Source organism: Kosakonia sp. Marseille-Q7440 (genome assembly GCF_965119485.1).
In genome coordinates this window covers 63150-78047 of the sequence record NZ_CBCPLT010000004.1, presented here as the reverse complement: position 1 = coordinate 78047, position 14898 = coordinate 63150, and the positions used below count along the sequence as shown (strand labels likewise).

Annotated in this window: 18 protein-coding genes; 9 read left to right on the top strand and 9 right to left on the bottom strand. The window is 57.0% G+C overall.

What is annotated here, in order from left to right; all coding sequences use genetic code 11:
* Positions 1-75 precede the first annotated feature (75 nt).
* Genes yihX through fabY form a run of 4 tightly spaced genes read left to right on the top strand, consistent with a single transcriptional unit; the run spans position 76 to position 2958 of the window.
* A complete protein-coding gene (yihX, locus tag ACWPW2_RS22170) occupies positions 76-672 on the top strand; it encodes a glucose-1-phosphatase (RefSeq protein WP_454125477.1) in 597 nt (198 codons plus the stop codon).
* Positions 669-1541, top strand: coding sequence for a virulence factor BrkB family protein (locus ACWPW2_RS22165; RefSeq protein WP_023479298.1), 873 nt, complete (start codon positions 669-671; stop codon positions 1539-1541). Before yihX ends, ACWPW2_RS22165 begins: the two co-directional genes overlap by 4 nt.
* Positions 1538-1972 (top strand): D-aminoacyl-tRNA deacylase, encoded by a 435-nt coding sequence (gene dtd, locus ACWPW2_RS22160; RefSeq protein ID WP_023479361.1) that lies wholly within the window; start codon positions 1538-1540, stop codon positions 1970-1972. The genes ACWPW2_RS22165 and dtd overlap by 4 nt, the downstream gene beginning before the upstream one ends.
* 44 nt (positions 1973-2016) lie before the next feature.
* Complete coding sequence (fabY, locus tag ACWPW2_RS22155) at positions 2017-2958, top strand: fatty acid biosynthesis protein FabY (RefSeq protein ID WP_023479318.1); 942 nt, start codon at positions 2017-2019, stop codon at positions 2956-2958.
* A gap of 53 nt (positions 2959-3011) precedes the next feature.
* On the opposite strand, the gene ACWPW2_RS22150 is transcribed toward fabY, so the two are convergent.
* Positions 3012-3923, bottom strand: coding sequence for an alpha/beta hydrolase (locus ACWPW2_RS22150; RefSeq protein ID WP_454125474.1), 912 nt, complete (start codon positions 3921-3923; stop codon positions 3012-3014).
* Positions 3924-4123: 200 nt separating this feature from the next.
* Between ACWPW2_RS22150 and ACWPW2_RS22145 the strand changes: the two genes are divergently transcribed.
* Complete coding sequence (locus ACWPW2_RS22145) at positions 4124-4366, top strand: ribbon-helix-helix domain-containing protein (RefSeq protein ID WP_042712315.1); 243 nt, start codon at positions 4124-4126, stop codon at positions 4364-4366.
* Positions 4367-4368: 2 nt separating this feature from the next.
* Positions 4369-4737, top strand: a complete 369-nt coding sequence (locus ACWPW2_RS22140; protein WP_454125472.1) for a PIN domain-containing protein — start codon at positions 4369-4371, stop codon at positions 4735-4737.
* Between the two features lie 35 nt (positions 4738-4772).
* Here the strand turns inward: ACWPW2_RS22140 and fdhE are convergent, their stop codons facing one another.
* Genes fdhE through fdnG form a run of 4 tightly spaced genes read right to left on the bottom strand, consistent with a single transcriptional unit; the run spans position 4773 to position 10299 of the window.
* Positions 4773-5702 carry a formate dehydrogenase accessory protein FdhE gene (fdhE, locus tag ACWPW2_RS22135; RefSeq protein WP_023479362.1) on the bottom strand — a complete coding sequence of 310 codons (930 nt, stop codon included), beginning with the start codon at positions 5700-5702 and terminating at the stop codon, positions 4773-4775.
* Positions 5699-6337 carry a formate dehydrogenase cytochrome b556 subunit gene (fdoI, locus tag ACWPW2_RS22130; protein ID WP_023479367.1) on the bottom strand — a complete coding sequence of 213 codons (639 nt, stop codon included), beginning with the start codon at positions 6335-6337 and terminating at the stop codon, positions 5699-5701. The genes fdhE and fdoI overlap by 4 nt, the downstream gene beginning before the upstream one ends.
* Positions 6334-7236 (bottom strand): formate dehydrogenase subunit beta, encoded by a 903-nt coding sequence (gene fdxH, locus ACWPW2_RS22125; protein ID WP_023479333.1) that lies wholly within the window; start codon positions 7234-7236, stop codon positions 6334-6336. Before fdxH ends, fdoI begins: the two co-directional genes overlap by 4 nt.
* A gap of 12 nt (positions 7237-7248) precedes the next feature.
* Positions 7249-10299 (bottom strand): formate dehydrogenase-N subunit alpha, encoded by a 3051-nt coding sequence (gene fdnG, locus ACWPW2_RS22120; protein ID WP_454125469.1) that lies wholly within the window; start codon positions 10297-10299, stop codon positions 7249-7251.
* A 154-nt stretch (positions 10300-10453) separates the two neighbouring features.
* On the opposite strand from fdnG, the gene fdhD reads away from it, so the two are divergent.
* Positions 10454-11293: a formate dehydrogenase accessory sulfurtransferase FdhD gene (gene fdhD / locus ACWPW2_RS22115; protein WP_454125467.1), complete on the top strand. Its 840-nt coding sequence runs from the start codon at positions 10454-10456 to the stop codon at positions 11291-11293.
* A 124-nt stretch (positions 11294-11417) separates the two neighbouring features.
* Positions 11418-11630, top strand: a complete 213-nt coding sequence (locus ACWPW2_RS22110) for a YdgH/BhsA/McbA-like domain containing protein (protein WP_023479356.1) — start codon at positions 11418-11420, stop codon at positions 11628-11630.
* Positions 11631-11676: 46 nt separating this feature from the next.
* Here the strand turns inward: ACWPW2_RS22110 and ACWPW2_RS22105 are convergent, their stop codons facing one another.
* Together ACWPW2_RS22105 and ACWPW2_RS22100 are read right to left on the bottom strand one after the other, a co-directional pair.
* A complete protein-coding gene (locus ACWPW2_RS22105; RefSeq protein WP_279794817.1) occupies positions 11677-12000 on the bottom strand; it encodes an AzlD domain-containing protein in 324 nt (107 codons plus the stop codon).
* Positions 12000-12662 carry an AzlC family ABC transporter permease gene (locus tag ACWPW2_RS22100; protein WP_200135231.1) on the bottom strand — a complete coding sequence of 221 codons (663 nt, stop codon included), beginning with the start codon at positions 12660-12662 and terminating at the stop codon, positions 12000-12002. The genes ACWPW2_RS22105 and ACWPW2_RS22100 overlap by 1 nt, the downstream gene beginning before the upstream one ends.
* Before the next feature lie 102 nt (positions 12663-12764).
* Between ACWPW2_RS22100 and ACWPW2_RS22095 the strand changes: the two genes are divergently transcribed.
* Positions 12765-13313 carry a helix-turn-helix domain-containing protein gene (locus ACWPW2_RS22095; protein ID WP_023479331.1) on the top strand — a complete coding sequence of 183 codons (549 nt, stop codon included), beginning with the start codon at positions 12765-12767 and terminating at the stop codon, positions 13311-13313.
* Positions 13314-13355: 42 nt separating this feature from the next.
* On the opposite strand, the gene rhaM is transcribed toward ACWPW2_RS22095, so the two are convergent.
* Complete coding sequence (gene rhaM / locus ACWPW2_RS22090; protein WP_054804141.1) at positions 13356-13670, bottom strand: L-rhamnose mutarotase; 315 nt, start codon at positions 13668-13670, stop codon at positions 13356-13358.
* Positions 13667-14815: a lactaldehyde reductase gene (gene fucO / locus ACWPW2_RS22085; protein ID WP_454125492.1), complete on the bottom strand. Its 1149-nt coding sequence runs from the start codon at positions 14813-14815 to the stop codon at positions 13667-13669. The genes rhaM and fucO overlap by 4 nt, the downstream gene beginning before the upstream one ends.
* Positions 14816-14898: the final 83 nt, after the last annotated feature.

Here is a 14898-nt window from a genome sequence, read left to right as displayed (position 1 = left end):
GCGTGAAAGGGCCCGCTATTCAAGCGGAAACTTTCCCGCTACAGTTAACTCTCCATGGCAGGCAAGGAGAGGCAAATGCTCTATATCTTTGATTTAGGTAATGTGATTGTCGATATCGACTTCAACCGGGTGCTCGGAGCCTGGAGCGATTTCAGCCGCGTACCGCTGGCAACCCTGAAGCAGAACTTTGTCATGGGGGAGGCCTTCCACCGTCATGAACGCGGGGAGATCAGCGATGAGGAGTTCGCCAAAGCCCTGTGTGAAGAGATGGCGCTGCCGTTAAGTTATGAGCAATTCTCCACCGGCTGGCAGGCGGTATTCGTCGCGCTACGCCCGGACGTTATCGACATCATGCACAAACTGCGCGCGAAAGGAGACCGTGTGGTGGTGCTGTCGAACACCAACCGTCTGCATACGACTTTCTGGCCGGAACAGTATCCGGAGATCCGCGCCGCCGCCGATCGTATCTATCTCTCGCAAGAGATGGGCATGCGTAAACCCGAAGCCAGAATTTACCAGCAGGTCCTTGCCGAGGAAGGTTTTTCTGCCGACGATACCGTCTTTTTCGACGACAATGCTGAAAATATCGCTGGCGCTGAGCGCGTGGGGATTACGTCGATCCTGGTCGCTAACAAGGCCACCATTCTGGACTATTTTTCAAAGCTGCTATGAAAGATGCCGTAAAACAGCGCGCGAAGAGGAGTGCGCAGTCGCTGCAGGCCTGGCTAAAGCTGCTGTGGCGACATATCAATGATGACAACATGACGACGCTGGCGGGGAATCTCGCCTACGTCTCACTGCTCTCGCTGGTGCCGCTGATTGCGGTGATCTTCGCGCTGTTCGCCGTTTTCCCAATGTTTTCCGACATCAGCATCCAGCTGCGTCACTTTATTTTTGCCAATTTCATTCCCACAACGGGCGACGTTATTCAGAACTACATTGAGCAGTTTGTCGCAAACTCGACGAAAATGACCGCGGTCGGGGCCTGCGGGCTGGTGGTCACTTCGCTGCTGCTGATGTACTCCATCGACAGCGCGCTGAATACCATCTGGCGCAGCACCCGCGTGCGCCCGCACGTCTACTCGTTTGCCGTCTACTGGATGATCCTGACCCTCGGCCCGCTGCTGGCGGGGGCGAGCCTGGCGATCAGCTCCTATCTGCTGTCGCTGCGCTGGGCGAGTGAACTCAATAGCGTGATTGATGATGTACTACGAATTTTCCCGCTGATCCTCTCCTGGCTCTCATTCTGGCTGCTCTACAGCATTGTTCCGACTACGCGCGTACCAAACCGTGATGCGGTGCTGGGGGCGTTTGTTGCGGCGGTGCTGTTTGAGCTGGGCAAGAAAGGTTTTGGCTTATATATCACCATGTTCCCCTCTTACCAGCTGATTTATGGCGTGCTGGCCGTTATCCCTATCATGTTTCTCTGGGTCTACTGGACCTGGTGTATCGTCTTGCTAGGGGCTGAAATTACTGTCACTCTCGGGGAATACCGCGAACTTAAAAAAGCAGCACAACGAGAAGAAGCAGACCAACCATGATTGCATTAATTCAACGCGTTTCCCGTGCGAGCGTTAGCGTGGCGGGAGAGGTGACGGGTGAAATCGGCCCGGGTCTTCTGGTATTACTGGGTGTCGAAAGGGAAGACGACGAGCAGAAAGCCAACCGCCTGTGTGAACGAGTACTGGGATACCGAATTTTTAGCGATGCCGACGGGAAAATGAACCTTAATGTCCAGCAGGCTGGTGGCAGCGTGCTGGTGGTGTCGCAGTTTACGCTGGCAGCCGATACGGAACGCGGCATGCGTCCGGGCTTTTCGCGCGGTGCCGCGCCGGAGAAAGCCGAGGCGCTCTATAACCACTTTGTTGCACACTGCGGTCAGCAAATCGCCACGCAAACCGGGCGCTTCGCTGCCGATATGCAGGTGTCGCTGGTCAATGACGGTCCCGTCACATTCTGGCTACAGATATGAGCCAGCTTGCGGCGCGGCCCCGGGTCACAAGAGAGAATGCAGCTATGTATCATCTTCGCGTACCGCAAACTGAAGAAGAGTTAGAACGTTACTACCAGTTCCGCTGGGAAATGTTACGCAAGCCATTGCACCAGCCGCAGGGCTCCGAGCGCGATGCCTGGGACGCTATGGCGCATCACCAGATGGTGGTTGATGAAGAGGGCAATATCGTTGCCTCCGGTCGGCTCTATATCAATGCCGATAACGAAGGCTCGATTCGCTTTATGGCGGTGCACCCCTCCGTACAGGATAAAGGCCTCGGCACGCTGATGGCGATGACTCTTGAATCCGTCGCCCGTCAGGAAGGTGTTAAGCGCGTAACCTGTAGCGCCCGCGAAGATGCGGTGCCCTTTTTCGCCAAGCTTGGGTTTATCAACGAAGGCGAAATCACCGCGCCGCAAACCACCCCTATCCGCCATTTTCTGATGATCAAACCTATCGCCTCGCTGGATGATATTCTTCATCGCGGCGACTGGTGTGGTCAGCTGCAGCAGGCCTGGTATCAGCATATTCCGCTCAGCGAAAAGATGGGCGTGCGCATCCAGCAGTACACCGGGCAGAAATTTATTACCACCATGCCGGAGATCGGCAATCAAAATCCGCACCATACGCTGTTTGCCGGAAGCCTTTTCTCACTGGCGACGCTCACCGGCTGGGGCCTTATCTGGCTGATGCTGCGCGAACGCCACCTCGGTGGCACGATTATTCTTGCCGACGCCCATATCCGCTACAGCTCGCCCATCAGCGGTAAACCAAGCGCCATTGCCGATCTCGGCTCGTTAAGCGGCGATCTCGACCGCCTGGCGCGCGGGAAAAAAGCGCGCGTGCAGATGCAGGTGGAACTGTTTGGCGATGATAAGCAGGGCGCGATTTTCGAAGGCATCTACATCGTTCTGCCAGCAAAACCGTTCGGCTCGTTCGAAGAGGGCGGCAACGAAGAGGAGTAGGCGCTGGGCATGCCGATGGCGCGCGCGAAAGGCGCGCTTTCCCGTGCAGCCAGTTACACTCTGGCGATGCGCGCCGCCACATCGTAGATCACATCCACTGCCGTGCGGCTGATGCCGGCAAGCTGGAAGAAACCGTGTATCACGCCGAGATAACGCGAACAGGAGCAGGCCACGCCCTGTTCGGTCATTCGCTGATAGAGTGACTCTCCTTCATCGCACAGCGGGTCAAACTCCGCTGTGACAATATGCGTCGGCGGCAGGCCGTTGAAATCATCGCGCCACAGCGGGCTGACGTCCGGCAGCAGGCGATCGGTCTCGCCAAGATAGTGCGTATAGCCCGAGAGCAGCGCCTCGCGGGTGATCACATAATCTGCGCCGTTAAGGGTATAGCTGTCGAACCAGGCGGTTGCATCAAGCATGGGATAGATAAGGATCAGCTGAGCAGGCTGCCACTCGCCTGTGGCTTTTAAGCGCAGTGCCGTGACCAGCGCCAGATGCCCTCCCGCGCTATCGCCCGCCAGCGTGATGCGCTGAGGATCGATGCCAAGCTGCTGCGCGTTTTCACGGATAAGTTCTGCCCCTCTCAGCGCATCATCATGCGCCGCTGGCCAGCGGTGTTCCGGCGCAAGCCGGTACTGCACGGCGATAACCCGGCAGCCGCTGTAAAAGGCGAGCTGGCGCAGCTGTTTATCATGGGTATCAAAGCTGCCGCTAACAAAACAGCCACCGTGATAGTAAATAAGTGCAGGCAGATTGCCGTTGGTATTTTGCGGTGAGTAGCAGCGAAAGCGAATACCCTCAAGCGTTAACTCACTCACCTCAACACGGGTTTCCGTCTCGCCTGCCAGCGCTGTGCTGGCGAGATACCCCGCGCGCCGGTCATCAATACTCTGCTCGCAGACGGAGGGCCGTCCTGCAGCAATAAAGTCGCTTACCAGTTGGCTAATACCCTGTTCCAGTGCCATTTCGCATTCCTTTGTCTGTATAAATACCCAGGTTTTATAGCCTGGTTTTTGCGAAATGGAAACGGGGTTTTGGGCTGAAAATGAAAAGTGGAATCCAGCTCGAAAGAACGTTTTTTTCCTCAAAATGACACTTGCCCAGCAAAAATGGCAGCGTATCGTGTGGCTGGAAAATAAACGCATACGATATACTGAGGTGATATATGGATGTTCTCTCTGGAGTGATTATGGGGCGTATTTTGTTGGATTTATCAGATGATGTTATACGCAGGCTCGATAGCTTAAAGCAGCAGCGTAACCTTCCTCGTGCTGAATTATTACGAGAAGCGGTTGAGCAGTATCTTGAAAAGCAGAACACGACAAGCGCTCGCAATGCTTTAGGTCTATGGGGAGGTGAGGGCGAAGATGGTCTTGAATTTGAGAGAAAACTGCGTGAGGAGTGGTGACTATGAGCAACCTTGCGTTATTTGATACCAATATCTTGATTGATCTGTTTAATGGCCGGGAAGAGGCTGCTAACACTTTTGAAGATTACAGTGGCAGGATCGCCATCAGCCTGATTAGCTGGATTGAAGTGCTGGTTGGCGCTAAAAAAGTAGGGCAGGAAAATGCGACACGCGCTTTTCTTGATTCGCTTGAGGTCATAGAGATTTCCCATCCCATAGCAGAACGAAGCATTGAGCTGCGTCAGGCGTATCGCATGAAGCTGCCCGATGCCATCATTCTTGCAACAGCTCAGATACATAGCCGTTGCCTCGTTACGCGCAATACCAAAGATTTTGCGTCTGTAACAGGGGTTTTCACCCCATATCAGTAACAGGCCGGGCAAAAATTTACCGCGACCTGCTGATTTTACTCCCCTTCGCCGGGGAATAAGAACGGGTTGATGGAGCTACGGGCGAACCCTTCCTGCTCCATGCGGGCATCGAGGATCAGCGACGCAAGATCGTCGGCTACCGCTTCGACATTCTGGTCTTTTTCCTGATAAAGAATCTTCAGGTAAGTGCCGCAGTCGCCGCAGCTTTCCGCTTTGATTGCCGCCTGCTCGTTATCCAGCGACCAGTAGTGCAGATCGCGGGTTTGCTCGCAGTTGCTGCACTTGACGCGCACCACGTGCCATTCGGTTTCGCACAGGTTGCAGTGCAGGTAGCGCAGCCCCTGGCTGCTGCCGATGTGCACCGTACTGGAAACCGGCATCGATCCGCAGACCGGGCAGAACTGGCGCTGCTCGCCATATTCCGCGCGGGCTTTCCCCGGGATCAGGCTGGCCATCTGCGCCCAGTAGAGCGACAGCGCGGCCCAGATAAAGGGCGCTTTATCGCTGCTGACGGAGGCGAAGTCGGCGGCAAAGAGCGCGCTGGCCATCGCTTCCAGCTCCTGTGCGGAGGCTTTTTCCAGATTCTCGATCACAGCCAGCGCCGGGCCGCTCATCTCCGGCTTCAGCTCGGCGATCAGCGAATGCAGCAGCTTATGCCAGTGCGTATCGCGCGGCAGAACATGAATATCAAGCGGCGGCTTGCCCTGCGCGGCAGCTTCTTTAAGACGCGCCGTCAGATCGAGTTGTAACGGGTGGTCATACAGCACCACCTCCTGGGCATGGGCGATAAGCGCGGCAAAACGCAGATAATCACCCAGCGGATTACTCTCTGCCAGCGTGCGCAGACGTTCCGCACGGCGGTTATAGAGGTTTTTAAGTCTGGGGAATAACAACGGCGGAATTACTTCCGCCGTGCGTTTCTCGCTCTTCTCCAGCTCATCTTGCGGGATTATGCGAATACTCATTCAGTTGGTTTTTCCGTTGTCTTGCTGCGAACTTCCCGGTACCAGCGCGGGTGATGTTTCTTCGCCCAGGTGCTGGTAACCCAGCCTTCCACCATTGCGGTTATGGTGCCTTTAACCCACAAGGCGGCATAAATGTGCACCATGATAACCACAATTAACGCAACTGCTGCAAATGAATGCACCATCAGCGCTAAGCGGATCACCGGGATGGGAAACGCGGGTGCAAAGTAAGGGCGCCAGATAACCACGCCGCTTGCCAGTAGCAACACCAGGAAGATAATCGCCGCCCAGAACACACACTTCTGACCGAAATTATAGCGCCCGGTGTCACCCACTTCCTCATTGACGACGATCTTACGAATATTCTTCGCCCAAAAGATATCATCCCTATTGATGAGGTTATGGTGCCAATAGCGGAAAAACATGATTATAAACGAGGCAAACATCACCACGCCGACAAACGGATGAAGAATACGCGCCAGCTGCGGCGTGCCCAAAATGTTCATCAACCAGTTGAAGGAGGGGAAGAAAAACCCCAGCCCGCTCACCGACGCCAGCACGAAGCAGAAGGCGGTGATCCAGTGGTTGATGCGCTCGGGTGCCGAATAGCGCACGATGGTGTCACGTTTTCTCATTTGCGCACCTCGTCTTTCTCTTCATGCAGGTTGTCCTCTTCCTCTTCTGCGCGGTTCGGACCGACACCGACATAGTGGAAGATGCTGGCCGCGAAGGTGGCAGCAAAGCCGACCGCCGCAAGTGGTTTCCAGATCCCTTTCCAGAACTTCACGGTTGCGCTGATTTCCGGGTTCTCCGGCAGGCCGTGATACAGATTCGGGTTATTGGCATGGTGCAGCACATACATCACGTGCGTGCCGCCAACACCGGCCGGATCGTACAGACCTGCGTTATCGTAACCACGGGTTTTCAGCTCTGCCACGCGCTCGCCGGCGAGGTTTTTCATATCCTCTTTGGAGCCAAAGTGGATAGCGCCGGTCGGGCAGGTTTTCACGCAGGCCGGTTCCTGGCCTACCGTCACACGGTCAACGCACAGCGTACATTTGTAGACGCGGTTGTCTTCCGGGTTCAGGCGCGGCACATCGAACGGGCAGCCAGCGATGCAGTAACCGCAGCCAATGCACTGCTCAGACTGGAAGTCGACAATGCCGTTAGCATACTGAATGATAGCCCCTTCTGACGGACATGCTTTCAGACAGCCAGGATCGGCGCAGTGCATGCAGCCATCTTTACGAATCAGCCACTCCAGTTTGTCGTTCTGCTCCACTTCCGAGAATCGCATCACCGTCCATGATTTGGCGGTCAGATCCGCCGGGTTGTCATACACCCCGACGTTATGCCCCACCTCATCACGCAGGTCGTTCCATTCGGAACAGGCCACCTGACAGGCTTTACAGCCGATACAGGTGGTGACGTCGATAAGTTTCGCCACTTCCTGCTGGTGATCCCGCGCCTGAGGCGCGGGTGTGAAACCGTTAGTCGCGGAACGACGGATGATGTCTTGCGATTGATAAGCCATAAGTCGTCTCCGTTACACCTTTTCCACATTCACCAGGAACGCCTTAAACTCCGGCGTTTGGGTATTCGCATCACCGACAAACGGCGTCAGCGTGTTGGCGATAAAGCCTTTCTTCGCCACGCCTTCGTAACCCCAGTGAATCGGAATACCAATCGTGTCGATATCTTTGCCGTCCACTTTCAGGGTACGAATACGCTTGGTCACCACCGCTTTGGCTTTGATATAGCCACGGTTGGAGGAGACGCGCACGGTATCGCCCTGCGTAATGCCCAGCTTGCCCGCCAGTTTCTCGCCAATCTCCACAAACTGTTCCGGCTGCGCGATGGAGTTCAACAGCGCGTGTTTGGTCCAGTAGTGGAAGTGCTCGGTCAGGCGGTAAGTGGTCCCGACATACGGGAACTTATCGGCTTTACCCATCGCAGCGAGATCGTCTTTAAAGACGCGCGCGGCAGGGTTCGAGACAACATTTGGGTGCAGCGGGTTGGTGCCCAGCGGCGTTTCAAACGGCTCGTAGTGTTCCGGGAACGGCCCTTCCATCATCTTATCGAGAGCGAAGAGGCGACCCATTCCTTCCGGCTGCATGATAAACGGCCCGACTTCACTGCCAGGTGCGGCGGTGCTGTAGTCCGGAATATCTGCACCCACCCACTTGCCGTTGGCGTAGCTGAGCAGCTTGCGCTTCGGATCCCACGGGTTACCCTGCGGGTCAGCGGAGGCACGGTTATAGAGAATACGGCGGTTGAGCGGCCACGCCCATGCCCAGCCCAGCGTATTGCCAAGGCCTGACGGATCGGCGTTATCGCGGCGCGCCATCTGGTTGCCGTCCGGCGTCCAGCTTCCGGCGAAAATCCAGCAGCCGCTTGAGGTGGTGCCGTCATCGCGCAGGTGCGCAAAGCTGCCAAGCTGGTTGCCTTTCTTCGCCAGCACGTCGCCGCTTACCGGATCGATAATATCGACCAGCGCTTTGCCGTTGCTCTCCATCGCCACTTCTTCTGCCGACGGATTCTCCGGCGTCGAGTAGTTCCAGGTCATGTTCAGAACCTGTTCCGGATTCGCGCCACCCTCTGCGGCATACATCTTACGCAGACGTAAGAAGATACCGGCCAGGATCTCACCGTCGTTCAGCGCTTCGCCCGGGGCGTCAGCGCCTTTCCAGTGCCACTGCAACCAGCGGCCGGAGTTAACGATGGAGCCGTTCTCTTCAGCAAAGCAGGTCGACGGCAGGCGGAACACTTCGGTCTGGATGGTCGACGGATCGACATCGTTAGACTCGCCGTGGTTCTGCCAGAAGGTCGAGGTTTCCGTATTCAGCGGATCGATGGTCACCAGGAACTTCAGTTTCGACAGGGATGCCACCACCTTGTTCTTGTTCGGGAACGAGGCGACCGGGTTAAAGCCCTGGCAGAGATAGCCGTTGACCTTGCCCTGGCTCATCATTTCGAAGTACTGCAGAACGTCGTAGCCTTTGTCCCACTTCGGCAGCCAGTCAAAGCCCCAGCTGTTCTCCGCCGTCGCTTTGTCGCCAAAGAAGGCTTTCATCATCGAAACGAAGAATTTCGGGTAGTTGCTCCAGTAGTTAACCTGGCCTTCCAGCAGCGGTTTAGGCGTATTGACGGTCAGGTAGGTCTGGAGATCCTTCTGCTTCTCGCTCGGCAGCGTCATGTAACCCGGCAGGCTCTGCGACAGCAGGCCAAGATCGGTCAGACCCTGAATATTGGAGTGGCCGCGCAGGGCGTTCACGCCGCCGCCTGCCATCCCCATATTGCCGAGCAGCAGCTGGATCATCGCCATGGTACGGATGTTCTGCGCGCCGACGGAGTGCTGCGTCCAGCCCAGGGCATAGAGGAACGAGGCAGTTTTATCATGCACGCTGGTTTCCGCGATGTACTCGCACACCTTCAGGAAGTCCGCTTTCGGCGTCCCGCAGATGTTTTCAACCACTTCTGGCGTATAGCGGGAAACGTGCTGTTTCAGCAGGTTCCACACGCAGCGCGGGTGAGTCAGCGTTTTATCGCGCTTAGCGAAACCCTTCTCATCCAGCTCGTAGTTCCAGGTGGTTTTGTCGTACTTGCGTGTTTCCGCGTCATAGCCGGTGAACAGGCCATCTTCGAAGCCAAAATCTTCACGCACGATCAGGCTGGCGTTGGTATAGGCTTCGGTATATTCGCGGTTATATTTTTCGTTGTTCAGCAGGTACAGCAACACGCCTGACAGGAAAGCGATGTCAGTACCGGAACGAATCGGCGTATAAAAATCCGCAACAGAGGCGGTTCGCGTAAAGCGTGGATCGATAACAATCAGCTTCGCGCCATTGTGGATCTTGGCTTCCATCGCCCAGCGGAATCCCACCGGATGCGCTTCTGCCGCGTTCCCTCCCATCACCACGATGAGATTGGCGTTCTTCATATCAACCCAGTGGTTGGTCATCGCACCGCGACCAAATGTTGGAGCAAGACTTGCTACCGTTGGTCCGTGTCAGACACGCGCCTGGTTATCGACGGCTAACATGCCGAGGGCGCGGGTAAATTTCTGGGTTAAATAGCCGGTTTCGTTACTGGAAGCGGATGCGCACAGCATCCCGGTGCTCAGCCAGCGGTTCACGGTGGTGCCTTCGGCGTTCTGCGCAACATAGTTGGCGTCGCGGTCGGCTTTCATCAGTTTGGCGATGCGCTCAAAGGCATCTTCCCAGGTGATGCGTTGCCACTTATCGGAACCTGGAGCACGGTATTCCGGGTATTTCAGGCGGCTTTCAGAGTGGATGAAATCCACCAGACCTGCCCCTTTCGGGCAGAGCGCGCCGCGGTTTACCGGATGGTCCGGGTCCCCTTCGATATGGAAAATTGACGCTTTGGCGTTTTTTGCACCGTCGCCGAGGCTATACATTAATAGCCCACAGCCCACGGAACAATATGTGCAAGTATTACGGGTTTCGCGGGTGCGCAACAGCTTATATTGCCGTGTCTCCGCGAGTGCAATGTTGGGGGCAAAGCCCAGTGCTGCAGCCGTTGTACCTGCCATACCGCCAGCGCAGATCTTAAAGAACCGCCTTCTGCTGACCTGCATGGGTTACTCCTGGGTTGACATTACTCTTATCGTTTTTTTCTTTGCGGTGAATTTCACAAAGGTTCAGAATTGCCGCATATCCCTCTGCTTAAGAAGGATATGCGCGGAGAATACCACAATGTCGGTACGCTTGTTCGAGGGTAGTTAATACAAAGTGAACATTTTGCATACTAAAAAGCACAAAAATGCAACATCAGTCACAGGCGTACGCGAAGTCGTGCTCTGGAAGCGTGACAACCTGCACCAGTCCCAGCCAGACATGCTGGCGGAAGAGGTGCCGGTTGCGCTGGTTTACAACGGCATTTCCCATGTGGTGATGATGGCATCGCCAAAAGATCTGGAGGAGTTCGCCATCGGCTTCTCCTTATCCGAAGGGATTATTGAGACCCCCGCCGACATTTACGGCATGGAGGTGGTGCCGTCCTGTAACGGGCTGGAAGTGCAGATCGATCTCTCCAGCCGCCGTTTTATGGGGCTGAAAGAGCGCCGCCGCGCGCTGGCCGGGCGCACCGGCTGCGGCGTCTGCGGCGTTGAGCAGCTCAACGATATCGGCAAGCCCATCGCGCCGCTGCCGTTCACCCAGACCTTTGATTTAGCCGCACTGGATAATGCGCTCGCTCACTTAACTGATGTGCAGCCGATCGGGCAGCTGAGCGGCTGTACTCACGCTGCTGCATGGCTGTTGCCTTCCGGCGAACTGGCAGGCGGGCATGAGGATGTGGGTCGCCATGTGGCGCTGGATAAGCTGCTCGGGCACCGGGCGCGCGCCGGTGAAACATGGGCCTCCGGCGCGGTGCTGGTCTCCAGCCGCGCCAGCTATGAGATGGTGCAAAAGTCGGCGATGTGCGGCGTCGAAATCCTGTTTGCCGTCTCGGCGGCGACTACGCTGGCAGTGGAAGTGGCAGAGCGTTGTAACCTGACGCTGGTCGGTTTTTGTAAGCCGGGCAGGGCGACAATTTATACCCATCCACAGCGATTAATGGGTGTTAAATAATCGTCAAAAAAACTGAAAGAGTTTAACAAATCCTTCCGCTTTTTGTTTTGAGGGTAGAGGCCTATCATTACTTTCATCTAGGCACGGTGCCTCACTCAAACAAAAAAACGTAAGGGTTTATCTCATGAAAAACATCAAAACTTTTGTTGCAGTTATCGCTCTCGCTTCCTCGTTCGGTACTTTTGCTGCGCAAACCGTGACCGCAACTGACACCACCCTGAGCGGTGCTGAAGCGAAAATCGCTGCCCAGGCACAACAGGCTGGCGCGTCTTCTTACCAGATCACTGAAGCGTATAACGGCAACCAGGTTCACATGACCGCTGAACTGACCAAATAAGCTAAGCACTATCGTCGAAAGAGCGCCTCCGGGCGCTTTTTTCGTTTTAGTGCAGACCCGCCAGACGCAGCAGAGCTGTGACCACCGCTGCTGACAGAATCACCACGATCAGCGGCATCTTGCGCCAGGCAAGAAACAGCGCAAACAGCACGCCGGAAACCCGCGCCATCCCGGCGAAGTGATCCCCTTCATAGAGCATTGCGGCCAGCGCCACAGCGAACAGCAGCGTGGTCGCTGCATCCGAAAGCAGCCCCTGTGCGCGTTCCGACAGCGCCAGACGCCCGCCCAGTTTCGCGCCGCCGAGCCGCATCAGATAGGTGCCTGCCGAGAGAATGGCGATACCGCCAAGAGTCAGTGCAACGCTTGCCATTATCGCTTCCTCGTCAGTAAACCAAGCAGTGAGAGCAGCACCGGTAACCCCACCGGCGCGAAGGGGACTGTCGCCAGCGAGAGCGCCGCGCCGCTACAGGCGCGTATCAGCGTGGTGCGCTTTTTCAGCGCCGGCAGCACTAGCGCCAGTAAAATCGCCGGGAAGACCGCGTCCAGACCGATGGTTTCCGGCGCGGGCAGAAAAGCCCCGACCGATGCACCGATCAGCACGCCAACCGGCCACAGCAGCGCCACGCCCAGCCCGCAGAGCCAGTAGGCAGCTTTGCGCTGTTCCGGGGTTGACTGTGAAAGCCCGAACACCACGCTCTCATCATTCATAATGTGGCAGCCCAATAACCCGGCGGCCCGTTTACCCACCAGTTCGCGCACCGTCACGCCGAAGGGAATATGGCGCGCATTGACCAGCAGCCCGGCGACCGCGGCTGCCAGCGGGCTACCGCCGCTTGCCACAATCCCGATAAACATAAACTCCGAAGCGCCTGCCAGCACCAGCGTCGAGAGCATCAGCGGCACCCAGAGCGGGAAGCCGTAAGCCATTGCCAGAGAGCCATAGGAGACGCCGACAACGCCGACCGCCAGGCAGACCAGCCCAATCGCTCTAACCGTGTCGCGTGTAAGGGAAGAAAAGTGTCGTGTGAACATCGCTTTTTAGCCATATCGAACGTGTATCCATTATAATGAACACCCTGAGACCGTTTTTCAAGACGAACATAACGTTCGATTAAATGAACATTTAAGGCCGGTATGACACAACCCATCGCTATTATCGCCAAAAGCCTGGCGCGTGAGCGGCAGCGAACCGGGCTCTCGCTGGCGGAGATTGCCCGCCGCGCCGGGATTGCGAAATCGACGCTCTCGCAGCTGGAAGCGGGCAACGGTAATCCGAGCCTCGAAACCCTGTGGGCACTCTGCGTGGCGCTGGATATCCCGTTTGCCCGCCTGCTGGAGCCGCAAAACCCGCAAACGCAGGTGATTCGCCGCGGTGAAGGCACCAAAGTGGTTGCCGAGCAGGCGCACTACCAGGCGATATTGCTGGCAACCTGCCCGCCCGGCGCGCGGCGCGATATCTATCTGCTGCTGACGCAGCCCGGCGCGGATCGCATCTCCCACCCGCATCCCGCCGGTTCCGTCGAGCACATTATTGTGACGCAGGGACGGGCGCTGGTCGGGCTGACAGAAGCGCCTGAAGAGTTAAACGAAGGGGATTACATCTGTTACCCGGCGGATCGCGAGCATATCTTTAAAGCGTTAGAGCCGGATACGCAGGCGATCCTCGTTGCCGAGCAGAATTGAGCCTTCATCCCCTGCATGCCTTGAGGGGATGAAGGGAGCGGCTTACGCCAGATAGAACACCTCTTCCAGTTCGGCGCTTACCGGGCTGTTATCAGCATTCGCAGGCATCACGTCGCGCATATGTTTCCACCAGCGCTGACATACCTCGGTGCGGGCAACCGCCTCCCAGCGCGCTTCTGATTCAATCTCCACCGTGGCAAACAGCAGGTTGCGCGCTTTATCAAGATAGATGGCGTAATGGTGCGCGCCCGCCTCTTTCAGCACCGCTTCCAGCTCCGGCCAGATAGGGTTATGGCGACGCGCGTACTCTTCGTGCGCATCGGGGTTCACCTGCATAACAAACGCTTTACGGATCATAATGCCTCCAGATAGAGCTCGCGCACCTCATCGCGGCTGGCGCTGCGCGGGTTGCAGGGTGCACACGGATCGGCGAGCGCCTTATCCAGCCACCCTTCGATATCGGCTTCGCGCACGCCCAGCGCACTAAAGCCGGAAGGAATACCGACTTTGGCGCTCAGCGCGCGAATGGCAGCAATCGCCTGTTGGCTTGCCGCCTCCTCGCTCATCTCGCGGGTATCAACGCCCATCGCCTGCGCGATGCGGGCGAAACGCGCTACCGCATGGGGGCGGTTAAAGTTTTCGATGATCGGCAGCAGGATGGCGTTGCAGACGCCGTGCGGCAGATTGTGGGTCGCGCCCGGCTGGTGGGCGAGGGCATGAACCAGCCCGAGCCCGGCGCTGTTAAAGGCCATCCCGGCCAGATACTGCCCGTAAGCCATCTGTTCGCGCGCCTCAAGGTTACCGCCCTCGGCAACGGCGGTCGGCAGCCACAGGTTGATGAGGCGAATCGCCTCCAGCGCGTTGGCATCCGTTAACGGATGCGCGCCCACGGAGACATAGGCTTCGACCGCATGGGTCAGGGCATCCATGCCGGTTGCGGCAGTGACCGCGGCGGGGATCGCCAGCATCACGCTGGCATCGTCGACGGCGATATCGGGGATCAGGTTGGCATCAATAATCACCTCCTTCACCTGGCGCTCGCTGTCGATAATCACTGCGTTGCTGGTCATCTCCGCCGCCGTGCCGGCGGTGGTGTTGATTGCCACCAGCGGCACCCCGGCGTGTTTCACTTTGCCAACGCCGGAGTAAGCGGTCGACGGCCCGGGGTTCGCGGTGAGGATTTTTATCGCTTTCGCGGTATCAATCGGGCTGCCGCCGCCGAAGGCAATCAGGTAGTCACAGCCTGCCTGCTGATAGGCGGCAAACCCCTCCTGCACCAGCGCTTCGGTCGGGTTGGGGAAGACGCCATCAAACAGCTGATAGGGCATCTCGTGCGCCTTTAGCGCGGTAAACAGGCTGTCGAGCAGACCGAGTTTCACCAGTTGCCCGTCGGTGACAATCAGTGCCTTACCCCACTGTTTGTCCGCCACCAGTTTCACCATATCGCCAATTGCGCCCGCGCCGTGCAGGCTGATTTTCGGCAGTGCCAACATAAAGCTCATCATGTTTCTCCTTGATTTGGTTGAATCCTGACCGGCGGCAATGCTCCCTGTCGCCGGATGAAAATTTTCCCGCTAGCGCTTTG

Coding starts and splice junctions, on each gene's coding strand:
- fdoI (WP_023479367.1), bottom strand. CDS start 6,337: ATGAGAAAACGTGACACCATCGTGCGCTATTCGGCACCCGAGCGCATC.
- rhaM (WP_054804141.1), bottom strand. CDS start 13,670: ATGATCCGTAAAGCGTTTGTTATGCAGGTGAACCCCGATGCGCACGAA.
- yihX (WP_454125477.1), top strand. CDS start 76: ATGCTCTATATCTTTGATTTAGGTAATGTGATTGTCGATATCGACTTC.
- ACWPW2_RS22095 (WP_023479331.1), top strand. CDS start 12,765: ATGACACAACCCATCGCTATTATCGCCAAAAGCCTGGCGCGTGAGCGG.
- fdxH (WP_023479333.1), bottom strand. CDS start 7,236: ATGGCTTATCAATCGCAAGACATCATCCGTCGTTCCGCGACTAACGGT.
- fabY (WP_023479318.1), top strand. CDS start 2,017: ATGTATCATCTTCGCGTACCGCAAACTGAAGAAGAGTTAGAACGTTAC.
- ACWPW2_RS22110 (WP_023479356.1), top strand. CDS start 11,418: ATGAAAAACATCAAAACTTTTGTTGCAGTTATCGCTCTCGCTTCCTCG.
- ACWPW2_RS22165 (WP_023479298.1), top strand. CDS start 669: ATGAAAGATGCCGTAAAACAGCGCGCGAAGAGGAGTGCGCAGTCGCTG.
- ACWPW2_RS22140 (WP_454125472.1), top strand. CDS start 4,369: ATGAGCAACCTTGCGTTATTTGATACCAATATCTTGATTGATCTGTTT.
- ACWPW2_RS22100 (WP_200135231.1), bottom strand. CDS start 12,662: ATGTTCACACGACACTTTTCTTCCCTTACACGCGACACGGTTAGAGCG.
- ACWPW2_RS22105 (WP_279794817.1), bottom strand. CDS start 12,000: ATGGCAAGCGTTGCACTGACTCTTGGCGGTATCGCCATTCTCTCGGCA.
- ACWPW2_RS22145 (WP_042712315.1), top strand. CDS start 4,124: ATGGATGTTCTCTCTGGAGTGATTATGGGGCGTATTTTGTTGGATTTA.
- ACWPW2_RS22150 (WP_454125474.1), bottom strand. CDS start 3,923: ATGGCACTGGAACAGGGTATTAGCCAACTGGTAAGCGACTTTATTGCT.
- fdhE (WP_023479362.1), bottom strand. CDS start 5,702: ATGAGTATTCGCATAATCCCGCAAGATGAGCTGGAGAAGAGCGAGAAA.
- fucO (WP_454125492.1), bottom strand. CDS start 14,815: ATGAGCTTTATGTTGGCACTGCCGAAAATCAGCCTGCACGGCGCGGGC.
- dtd (WP_023479361.1), top strand. CDS start 1,538: ATGATTGCATTAATTCAACGCGTTTCCCGTGCGAGCGTTAGCGTGGCG.